General features: G+C 57.7%; 8 protein-coding genes. 6 read left to right on the forward strand and 2 right to left on the reverse strand.

The genetic code is table 11. From position 1 onward, the window contains the following. The first annotated feature begins 148 nt into the window (after positions 1-148). Both nfuA and DT594_RS14570 read left to right on the forward strand, forming a co-directional pair. Entirely contained in the window at positions 149-733 is a 585-nt protein-coding gene (gene nfuA, locus DT594_RS14565) for a Fe-S biogenesis protein NfuA (protein WP_096347302.1), read from the forward strand. 128 nt (positions 734-861) lie between these two features. After that, entirely contained in the window at positions 862-1,794 is a 933-nt protein-coding gene (locus DT594_RS14570) for a chemotaxis protein CheV (protein WP_149333347.1), read from the forward strand. Positions 1,795-1,823: 29 nt separating this feature from the next. Here the strand turns inward: DT594_RS14570 and DT594_RS14575 are convergent, their stop codons facing one another. Then, positions 1,824-3,770 carry a transglycosylase SLT domain-containing protein gene (locus DT594_RS14575; RefSeq protein ID WP_149333348.1) on the reverse strand — a complete coding sequence of 649 codons (1,947 nt, stop codon included), beginning with the start codon at positions 3,768-3,770 and terminating at the stop codon, positions 1,824-1,826. A 195-nt stretch (positions 3,771-3,965) separates the two neighbouring features. Here DT594_RS14575 and DT594_RS14580 point away from each other — a divergent pair, with 195 nt between their 5' ends. Continuing rightward, positions 3,966-5,900, forward strand: coding sequence for an ATP-binding cassette domain-containing protein (locus DT594_RS14580; protein ID WP_149333349.1), 1,935 nt, complete (start codon positions 3,966-3,968; stop codon positions 5,898-5,900). A gap of 322 nt (positions 5,901-6,222) precedes the next feature. On the opposite strand, the gene DT594_RS14585 is transcribed toward DT594_RS14580, so the two are convergent. After that, complete coding sequence (locus tag DT594_RS14585; RefSeq protein WP_096347298.1) at positions 6,223-6,666, reverse strand: universal stress protein; 444 nt, start codon at positions 6,664-6,666, stop codon at positions 6,223-6,225. Between the two features lie 93 nt (positions 6,667-6,759). Here DT594_RS14585 and DT594_RS14590 point away from each other — a divergent pair, with 93 nt between their 5' ends. The 3 genes from DT594_RS14590 to fadA all read left to right on the forward strand — a co-directional run bounded on the left by DT594_RS14590 (position 6,760) and on the right by fadA (position 10,866). Then, positions 6,760-7,197 (forward strand): hypothetical protein, encoded by a 438-nt coding sequence (locus DT594_RS14590; protein WP_149333350.1) that lies wholly within the window; start codon positions 6,760-6,762, stop codon positions 7,195-7,197. Between the two features lie 315 nt (positions 7,198-7,512). Continuing rightward, positions 7,513-9,660 carry a fatty acid oxidation complex subunit alpha FadB gene (gene fadB / locus DT594_RS14595; protein ID WP_149333351.1) on the forward strand — a complete coding sequence of 716 codons (2,148 nt, stop codon included), beginning with the start codon at positions 7,513-7,515 and terminating at the stop codon, positions 9,658-9,660. Positions 9,661-9,690: 30 nt separating this feature from the next. Continuing rightward, on the forward strand, positions 9,691-10,866 hold the full coding sequence (fadA, locus tag DT594_RS14600) for an acetyl-CoA C-acyltransferase FadA (protein ID WP_149333352.1): 1,176 nt from the start codon (positions 9,691-9,693) through the stop codon (positions 10,864-10,866). The last annotated feature ends 161 nt before the right edge of the window (positions 10,867-11,027 follow it).

Here is an 11,027-nt window from a genome sequence, read left to right on the forward strand (position 1 = left end):
ATTCTAACAGATGCGCGGCGCACACTGAACGCCAAGCGCTTGGCTATCTGTAAGCAGGGGAAATAACCTAGTGGAAAGGTAGGACTTTATTCGCCGAGTGCAATCCCGTACACTAGCGGCATTAAAGTCATTGAGTACGAGGCAATTCATGGCAGGCATTTTGTTGACAACCGCGGCGCAGGAATACCTGGGCGATCTGCTTTCCAAGCAGGATACTGACGGTATAGGCATCCGCGTTTTCATTACTCAGCCGGGTACGCCCTATGCTGAAACCTGTATCGCCTACTGCAAGCCCGGTGAAGAAAAGCCCGAAGACCGCATGATCCCGCTGGAGCCGTTCAACGTCTGGCTGGACTCGGTCAGCGAGCCCTTTCTGGAAGATGCGGTAGTGGATTACGCGGTCGACCGCATGGGCGGCCAGCTGACCATCAAGGCGCCCAACGCCAAGGTGCCGATGGTAAACGCCGACAGCCCGCTGAACGAGCGCATCAACTACCTGCTGCAGACCGAGATCAATCCCGGGCTGGCCAGCCACGGTGGCGAGGTCAAGCTGATCGACGTGGTTGAGGATGGCGTCGCCATTCTGCAATTCGGCGGCGGCTGTCAGGGTTGTGGCATGGTCGATGTGACCTTGAAAGAGGGTATCGAAAAAACCATGGTCGAGCGCATTCCGGAAATTACCGCTGTGCGTGATGTGACTGACCACACCGTGAAAGAAAACGCTTACTACTAAGCGAGTTTTAAATCCGGCTATTAAATGCAGTGCAGCCCTTCAGAATCTACTGAAATGGCAGATAACCTTGGACTGGGCTGAAAGCCTGAGTTAGAAGTTAATCTGTCATTTCAACTGCGAGGCTTTCCATGGCTGGAGTTCTGGATACCGTCAACCAACGAACGCGTCTGGTCGGTGAAAACCGGCTGGAGATTCTGTTGTTCCGGTTGGCTGGTCATCAGCTATTTGCCCTGAACGTATTCAAGATCCGCGAAGTCTTGCAGTTACCCCGGCTGACGCAAATGCCTCAGCGTGCCCCGCACGTGGCCGGTGTAATCCATTTGCGTGGCCAGACGCTACCGGTAATTGATCTTTCCGGTGCTATCGGCATGCGCCCGCAGCAGGCGTTGCCGGACAGCACCATCATCATCACCGAATACAATCGCTCGGTGCAGGCGTTTCTGGTCGGTGGCGTCGATCGCATCATGAATCTTAACTGGGACTCTGTGCAGCCGCCGCCGCGCGGGGCAGGGCGCACGCATTACCTGACTGCCATTACCCGTCTGGATGATCAGCGTCTGGTAGAAATTATCGACGTGGAGAAGGTGCTGGCGGAAATCGTGCCGTTCAATGCCAAGGTCAGCGAAGGTTTGCTGGATGACGAGCTATTGAACAAGGCTCGCGGCCGTGAAGTGCTGCTGGTGGACGATTCGCCGACGGGTATCAATCAACTGCGCGAGACCCTGTCACAGCTGGATCTGAAGATGCATGTGGCCACCGATGGCTTGCGTGCGTTGCGCCAGCTGCAGGCCTGGGCTGACGAAGATGAAAATATCTCACAACGACTGCTGATGGTGATTACCGATGCGGAAATGCCGGAGATGGATGGCTACCGTCTGACCTCGGAAATCCGCAAGGATCCACGCCTGAAGGATCTGTACGTGGTGCTGCATACCTCGCTGTCAGGCAACTTCAACAAGGCCATGGTCGAGAAGGTCGGCTGTGATGGCTTTCTCTCCAAGTTCCAGCCCGACCAATTGGTTGAGGTGGTTCGCGAGCGTCTGAAGCTACTCAAGGAGTAGCTTCGGAAACTACTGGACTCAGGCGCGTTTCAGCGCCGGTCCAGGTAGCGCTCGTGTTGTTCCATCACCGGCTGCTGAATGCCCAGCTTGTTACCATAGATCACCGCGTAGCTAAGCACGCTCTGCACGTAGGTGCGGGTCTCGTCGAAGGGAATGGTCTCGATCCAGATGTCTGATGGCAGCGGCTGCATATCCCGCGTCCACTGGCGTACGCGGCCAGGGCCGGCGTTATAAGCGGCCGAAGCCAGTACCCGATTACCCTGAAACTGATTGTGCAACTGGGATAGATAGGCCGTGCCCAGGGCGATGTTGCGCTCGGGAATCAGCACGTCATTCGGGTTGCGCAGGTTGATACCATAGCGCTGCGCGGTCTCCCGGGCGGTGGCTGGCATCAGCTGCATCAGGCCCATAGCGCCGGCGTGGGAGCGCGCATCGGCCATAAAGGCGCTTTCCTGGCGAGTAATGGCGTAGACCCACGGAGAACCAAGCCGGCGCGCCTGTGCCTGTGCGCGGATCGAGTCTTCATAGGCCATGGGGAAGCGGATATCCAGGTCATCCCAATACTGCGCCTGGCTGATGCCGCGAATCGCCGGGAAGTACCATTCCATATCCTTGGCCATGACTGCCTGAGCGATCATTTCCTCGCGGCTGAAAAAGCGAGCGACGTGGTACCACTCACGGCGCGCGTCGACGATCTGCCCGCGGGCGAAGAATTCACGTGCGCGGCGGATGCCGCCAGTATTGCTGACCTTGCTGAAGATCTTGGGATCCACCTGCGCAGGGGTGTGATTCAGTGCATAGGGCTTGTTGCTACGTTCGGCGGCCAGAAAGCCGTAGAAATCGCGCTGCTCGGCCAGGCTGGCATATTCAGTCACCAGTTCACCGACTTCCGGCTGCGCCAGTTGCTGGCTGCGCAGCTTCCAGTAACGCCAGCGATTCTGCTCCTGCATGCTTTCGGGCATGCTGCTGGTCAGCGTGCGGGCGGTGTCATATTGACCGCTGCGCAGCGCCAGGCGGATACGCCATTCGCTGATCTGGTCGTCTTTCATTGCCGGATCGTTGGCAGCCATAAACGGCAGCGCCGCAGGGTTGTGCCGGCGGGCCATGCGCGTACCGATGTCGCGGGTGATTGCCAGGCGATCGGCTTCTTTGTAGGGCAGGTCGCGATAATTCGGCCAGAGCGCCATCGCGGTGGCCGGATCGTCACGGCTCATGCGGCGCAGCGATACGGCGGCAATGTCTGCCAGCTTTTCGGCAGGTTTGCCCGCGCCAGGGCGGAAGTTACCAAACTGGTTAAGACCTTGCGGCTTGGTGGCGGTATCGACGAAGAGTTCGGCCAGCGCTTTCTGGCTGGGCAGGTAGCGGGTCAGATAGCGGGCGAGGGCGTCTTGCCGGTACAGCAGCGCTTCGCGAATACGGGCCCAGGCGACATCTTCAGTCAGGCCGCCGGCAGCGCGCCAGCGGTCAAATAGCGGATCGCAATCCTTGGGCTGCGAACGGCCTACGGTCCATAGCTCCTGGGCGCGCTGCATGGCTTCAACCTGATTGCCCTCACGCCAGCGCTGGAAGGTGATCTGGCAGTCGATGCCGGCATTCTGGCTGTGGGTGTCATAGTTTTCATTCAACTGACGCCATTCGCCGTCGCGGGCGAGGCGACGCAGCCAGTCATTCTTCAGACGTTGGGCCGTCGGTAAATCGCCATGGGCGACAAAAAAGTTCTGCATTTCCTGGTGGCTGACCGCATTGCCACGTTGTTGAAGTGCTTCGAGAAGCAGATAGGGGTAGAGCGGGTAGTCGCGCAATTGGTTTTTAAGTGTTTCATAGCGCTGCATCTGGCCGCCCTTGAGCGCGGCCATGGCTTGATCATATTGCTGGCGTTGCTGCAGCGTATCGGCATGCAGGCTTTGACTGGCCAGCAGCGAAGTAAGAATAAGGCCGGCTGCTAACTTTATTTTTTTCAATTGCTTAAAGGGCATTGTTCATCCTGACCCGAGGGCCATTAATAGAATGGTGAAGGCGTGGGATCGATACTGCACTGCTGCGATTCGGCACATCCAGATGGCCCGAGTTTAGCGGTTTGTCTGCTAGGGGCATAGGGGCGTCATGCAAAGTACGGGCAGCGCTGCGCCGCAACAGGTAGAATGCCGCCCTGATTAATTAAAAGGTGTGTTATGGCGCTGCTTTCATTTACCGATGTTTCCCTGGCCTATGGCCTGAATCCACTGCTATCCAAGGTCGGCTTTCAGCTTGACCGGGGTGAGCGCGTCTGTCTGATCGGCCGTAACGGTGCTGGCAAGTCGAGCCTGTTCAAGCTGCTCAACGGCGAGCAAAACAGTGATGAGGGAGAGATCTGGTACGCGCCCGGCTTGAAGATTGGGCAACTGCCGCAGGAATTGCCCAAGGCCGACGACAGCCTGGTGTACGACGTGGTTGCCGCCGGTCTGGCTGGCGTGGGTGATCTGCTTGCCGAATACCACCATCTGGTCCACGGCGAAATGGGCGAGGCCGAGCTGGAGCGTCTGGAGAAAGTCCAGGAGCGTCTTGAGGCGAAAGACGGTTGGCGTTTGAACCAACTGGTTGAAACCACGCTGACGCGACTGGGTTTGCCGGCCGAGAAGAAGATGTCGGAGCTCTCTGGCGGTTGGCGTCGACGCGTATTGCTGGCCCAGGCGCTGGTTTCAGAGCCGGATGTGCTGCTGCTCGACGAGCCTACCAACCACCTTGATATTCACACTATCGCCTGGCTGGAACAGGTGCTGCTGGATTTCCGCGGCGCCGTACTGTTCATCACCCACGATCGTCAATTCCTGCAGGCATTGGCGACGCGCATCATGGAGCTGGACCGCGGCCAGTTGATCGACTGGCAGGGCGGTTACCTGAGCTTTCTCGAGCATAAGGAGCAACAACTGGCGGCAGAAGCCACGGCTAACGCGTTGTTCGACAAGCGTTTGGCCCAGGAAGAAGTCTGGATTCGCCAGGGCATCAAGGCGCGCCGCACCCGTAACGAAGGACGTGTGCGAGCGTTGAAGGAAATGCGCAACGAGCGCGCCCAGCGCCTTGAGCGCCAGGGTAAGGCCAGTTTCCAGCTGGAAACCGCAGACTCTTCCGGCAAGCGGGTGATCGAACTGGACAAGGTCAGCTTCGCCTGGCCGGGCCACGTGCCATTGGTACGTAACCTGAATCTGAACGTACTGCGCGGCGACCGTATCGGTCTGATCGGCAACAACGGTTCCGGCAAAACCACGCTGCTCAAGTTGCTGCTTGGCAAGCTCGAGCCCACCAGTGGTAGCGTCAAGCACGGCACCAAGCTGGAAGTGGCCTATTTTGACCAGTTGCGCGCACAGCTTGATCTGGAAGCCACGGTGATCGACAACATCTCCGAAGGTCGCGATTTTATCGAGATCAATGGCGAGCGCCGCCATGTGATCAGCTATCTGGGCGATTTCCTGTTTTCACCGGAGCGTGCGCGCACGCCGGTCAAGGCTTTGTCTGGCGGTGAGCGTGCGCGCTTGCTGCTGGCACGCCTGTTCAGCAAGCCAGCCAACATGCTGGTACTGGACGAACCGACCAACGATCTGGATGTTGAAACCCTGGAACTGCTGGAAGAAGTGCTGGCGGGCTTTGACGGTACCGTGCTGATCGTCAGCCACGACCGGGCCTTCCTCGACAACGTGGTTACCAGCAGCTTGGTATTCGAAGGTCACGGCAATGTGCGTGAGTACGTGGGCGGCTACGCCGACTGGCTGCGCCAGGGCGGCAAGATTGAAATGCTGGCCGAGTGGGACTCCAAGGCCATGGCAGCGGATACACCTGCTGAAGCGGCACCCGCAGTTGCGCCGACACCTGCAGCAGAGCCAGCCGCCGCAGCACCAGCCAAAGTCAAATTGAGCTATAAAATCCAGCGAGAGCTGGACGGATTGCCTGCAGTGATGGAGAAGCTGGAAGCTGAACTGGCGGCCCTTCAGGCCAAGGTCAATGATCCAGCGTTCTATCAGCAATCCATGGAAAAAACGACCTCGGTACTGGATGCCATGGCGGCCAAACAGGCTGAACTGGACAAGGCGATGGAGCGCTGGGCGGAATTGGAAGATATGGCTGGCGGTTAGGAGATGGTGCGTAGTTCATCCAAGCCAACTTCCGGATTCATTGGGGGGTAAATCGGGACTGTACTTTGTGGGCGTGGGGAGCGGTGCAGCCAACCTCCGCCTGGATTCCCGCCTTCGCGGGAATGACGAGGTTTTGGGTGGCGGTGACGGTTTGAGCGACGGTATGAGCAATAAGATGGTTTGAGTAATAAATCGCGCCGTCTCAACAACGTCATCCCCGCGAAGGCGGGGATCCATTTTGACTTTGGGTTTAAATATTCAAAGAAAAGGTGGGTGTCTGGCGGCTGCCCCCAGATTCAAGCTTGCAGCTTCGCTCCAGCGCTCAGCCTTTCTTCTTTTTGGCCAGCCGCACCGCAATAACATCACAAGGCGCGCCGTGCAGTACGTCGTTCGCGGTAGAGCCGAGTAACAGGGCGAGGCCATGACGGCCGTGGCTGCCGACGACGATCAAATCGCACTGCTGGTCAGTAGCTACACGATGGATCTCCTGACGCGGATGGCCAAAGGCGATCTGCATCTGCTCTTCCGGCAGTGAATAATCGTTGGCAAACAGCGTCATCCGTTCGCGGGCTTGCTCGAACTGCTGCTGTTGCAGCATGGACAGGTCCATGGGTACATCGCCGCCGTAGGCCATAGCCAGGGGTTCGACAACATGCAGCAGGGTCAGTCGGGCATCCAGTGCCTTGGCCAGAGCCATGGCATGGTCGGCAACCGCTCGGCATTCATCTATAAGATCTACGGCGACCAACACGTGAGAGTAGAGCATGCAGGTTTCTCCTGTTTTTCCGTTCGATAGTAACAGTCTTTGCGCGCCAGTCCAGCATCCCGAGCAAGCGGCCTGGTACCGCTGCGTGTCCTTATGAGCTGGATCATCGTCGGGGTGGTGGCGGCCATACTGGTAGCCAACCTGTTCAAGCTGATGCCCCGTGGGCGCATCATGCATATCCAGCGGTTACGAGAGGAGGCGCGCAAGCTTGGCTTCCGGGTAGAGAGGCAATTGCAGGCCGATCACAATCCGCTTCTGGAGCATTGCGTGGGTTACCGCAAATCGCTCACCCGCTGCCCCATGAGCAAGGAGTTCAGTTGCCAGCGTACCGAGTCCGGCTGGACCTGGTTACTGGGCAGCCCGGAGAGTTCGGGTGCTCAGCCGGTGCTGGATGCGCTCCCCGAGGGCATTCGCCGGATTGATCGGCAGTCGTTCTCGGTGCTGGTGTTCTGGATAGAGCCGCAGACGCTAGAACCTTTGATGGAGCTGGATAAAGCATTAGCACTGCTGCCTGAAGCGACCCAGCCATAGCAGCAAATGGCTATCTCGTTCGGATGTTATGTTGTTTATTGATTTCTTTATTATCTTTTTGTTTTAGAAAGGAAATAGATCAAAAAATCGCATGCTTGAATGCCGCTGACAGCCCCGCCTGATTGACAACAGCGACGATTTGCACGAAGGTGTGCGCACCCGAATCAAACAAGCGTATGAATTTTTCTGGCCTGGCCAGAACAAACTATCGCCGGGAACCATCATGGCATCCTCCGGGTTGTCAGGCTGCATCATAGATTCAGCCTGTTCCGGGAAGGTGTTTCTCAAGTGCTTTCATAGCGTGGAGATCAGTTGATGATTTACGAAGGTAAAGCCATCACGGTTCAAGCCCTTGAAGACGGCATCGTCGAGCTGAAGTTCGATCTGCAGGGCGAGTCTGTCAACAAGTTCAATCGTGCCACCCTGGCGGAGCTGCAAGCTGCCGTCGAGGCCATTCAGTCCAATAGCAGCGTCAAGGGCGTTATCGTCAGCAGCGGCAAAGACGTGTTCATTGTCGGCGCCGACATCAACGAGTTCGTTGATACTTTCCAACTGCCCGAAGCTGACCTGGTTGCTGGCAACCTGGAAGCCAACCAGATCTTCAACGCCTTTGAAGACCTTAACGTCCCCACAGTTGCTGCCATTAACGGCATGGCGCTGGGCGGCGGTTTTGAAATGTGCCTGGCCTGTGACTATCGCGTCATGGCCGCCAGTGCCAAGGTCGGCCTGCCGGAAGTCAAGCTGGGTATCTACCCTGGCTTCGGCGGCACCGTACGTACCCCACGTCTGATCGGCGTTGATAACGCTATCGAGTGGATCTGTGGCGGTTCCGAGAACCGTGCCGACAAGGCCCTGAAAATGGGTGCGGTTGATGCGGTTGTTGAAGACGCCAAGCTGCACGCTGCTGCTCTGGATCTGGTCAAGCGCGCCATCAGTGGCGAGCTGGACTTCAAGGCCAAGCGTCAGCCCAAGCTGGAAAAGATCAAGCTCAACACCATCGAACAGATGATGGCGTTCGAAACCGCTAAAGGTTTCGTTGCTGGCCAGGCTGGCCCGAACTACCCGGCTCCGGTTGAAGCGATCAAGACTATCCAGAAAGCCGCTGCCCATGGCCGCGAAAAGGCGCTGGAAATCGAAGCCGCTGGTTTTGCCAAGCTGGCCAAGACTTCTGTTGCTCAGGCGCTGGTTGGTCTGTTCCTGAACGATCAGGCGCTGAAGAGCAAAGCCAAGCAGTACGACAAGCAAGCCGCTGATGTGAAGCTGGCTGCGGTACTGGGTGCAGGCATCATGGGTGGCGGTATCGCTTTCCAGTCTGCTTCCAAGGGCACGCCGATCCTGATGAAGGATATTCGCGAGGAAGGCATTCAGATGGGTCTGGACGAAGCGTCCAAGCTGCTGGGTAGCCGTGTTGCCAAGGGCCGCATGAAGCCTGATCAGATGGCGACTGCGCTGAATGCGATTCGTCCGACCATGTCTTACGGTGATTTCGGCAATGTCGATATCGTCGTGGAAGCCGTGGTAGAAAACCCCAAGGTCAAGCACGCTGTGCTGGCTGAGGTGGAAGGTCACGTGCGTGAAGATGCGATCATCGCTTCCAACACTTCTACCATCTCCATCACTTACCTGGCCCAGGCGCTTAAGCGTCCGGAAAACTTCTGCGGTATGCATTTCTTCAACCCCGTGCACATGATGCCGCTCGTTGAAGTTATCCGTGGTGAGAAGTCCAGCGAGAAGGCGATTGCCACTACCGTTGCTTACGCCAAGAAGATGGGCAAGACCCCGGTTGTTGTTAACGACTGCCCGGGCTTCCTGGTCAACCGCGTATTGTTCCCTTACTTCGGCGGCTTTGCTCGCCTGGTGAACATGGGTGCAGACTTCCAGCGCGTCGACAAGGTCATGGAAAAGTTTGGCTGGCCCATGGGCCCGGCTTACCTGCTTGACGTAGTAGGCCTGGATACCGGTCACCACGGTCGTGACGTGATGGCTGAAGGTTACCCTGATCGTATGGCTGAGAAAGTGCGCACTGCAGCCGACGTGATGTACGAAGAAGGCCGTCTGGGCCAGAAGACCGGCAAGGGCTTCTACGCGTACGAAACAGACAAGAAGGGCAAGCCGAAGAAGGTTGTTGATCCGCAGGCGTATGAGCTGATCAAGCCAGTCGTTCAGGAGAACCGCGAGTTCACTGATGAGGAAATCGTCGAGATCATGATGGTTCCGCTGTGCCTTGAGACTGTTCGCTGCCTGGAAGACGGCATTGTCGAAACCGCTGCAGACGCTGATATGGGTCTGATCTACGGTATCGGCTTCCCGCCCTTCCGTGGTGGTGCGCTGCGCTACATCGACACCCTGGGTGTGGCTGAGTTTGTGGCCATTGCAGACAAGTACGCCGAATTTGGTCCCATGTACGCGCCGACTGAAAAGTTGCGTGAAATGGCCAAGAACGGCCAGAAATTCTTCGGTTAACCGCGGAACGCACAGAGCGAGAGTGAATCTATGAGCCTGAATCCGAGAGACGTCGTTATTGTCGACTTCGGCCGCACCCCGATGGGCCGTTCCAAGGGTGGCATGTACCGTAACGTACGTGCCGAGAACCTGTCTGCCGACCTGATCACCGGTCTGCTGGCACGTAACCCGAAAGTAGATCCCGCAGAAGTGGAAGATGTAATCTGGGGCTGTGTAAACCAGACCCTGGAGCAGGGCTGGAACGTTGCCCGCATGATCTCCCTGCTGACGCCGATCCCGCACACCAGCTCAGCGCAAACCGTGAGCCGCCTGTGTGGTTCGTCCATGAGCGCGCTGCACACTGCTGCTCAGGCGATCCAGACCGGTAACGGTGATGTGTTCGTCGTCGGTGGTGTTGAGCACATGGGCCACGTCGGCATGATGCACGGCGTTGATCCAAACCCGAGCCTGTCTCTGTACGCTGCCAAGGCGTCCGGCATGATGGGTCTGACTGCGGAAATGCTGGGCAAGATGCACGGCATTACCCGTGAGCAGCAGGACCAGTTTGCCCTGCGTTCGCACCAGTTGGCGCACAAGGCGACCATCAATGGCGGCTTCAAGGATGAAATCATCCCGATGCACGGCCACGATGCTGACGGTTTCCTGAAAGTGTTCACCGAAGACGAGACCATCCGTCCTGAAACCACCCTGGAAAGCCTGGCGGCCCTCAAGCCGGCATTCAATCCGAAGGGTGGTACCGTGACAGCCGGTTCTTCTTCACAGATCACCGACGGCGCTTCCTGCATGATCGTGATGTCTGCCGAGCGGGCCAAGGCCCTGGGTCTTGAGCCGATGGCAGTTATCCGTTCCATGGCGGTTGCTGGTGTTGATCCGGCGATCATGGGCTACGGTCCGGTCCCGGCTACGCACAAGGCGCTCAAGCGCGCTGGCATGACCATGGATAACGTCGATTTTGTCGAGCTGAATGAAGCCTTTGCTGCCCAGGCCCTGCCTGTGCTGAAAGACCTCAAACTGCTGGACAAGATGGAAGCCAAGGTCAACCTGCACGGCGGCGCGATCGCCCTGGGTCACCCCTTCGGTTGCTCCGGCGCCCGCATTTCCGGCACCCTGCTGAACGTGATGAAGCAGAATGGCGGTACTGTTGGTGTCTCGACCATGTGTATCGGTCTGGGGCAGGGCATCACTACCGTATTCGAGCGTGTCTGATACGCTTGTGGTGTGACCAGAAACCGGGGCCTTGTGCCCCGGTTTTTGTTTGTGCTTTTTATGTAAGTGCGATGATTGTTTGAGATAGGTGTTTGGCGCCGGCGGCCATGGGCCTGTGTTCGGCACGCTACAAGCCGTCCATGGGACTCGGCGATGGCCAT

Source organism: Halopseudomonas laoshanensis, from assembly GCF_008365385.1.
Taxonomy (GTDB): Bacteria; Pseudomonadota; Gammaproteobacteria; order Pseudomonadales; family Pseudomonadaceae; genus Halopseudomonas; species Halopseudomonas laoshanensis.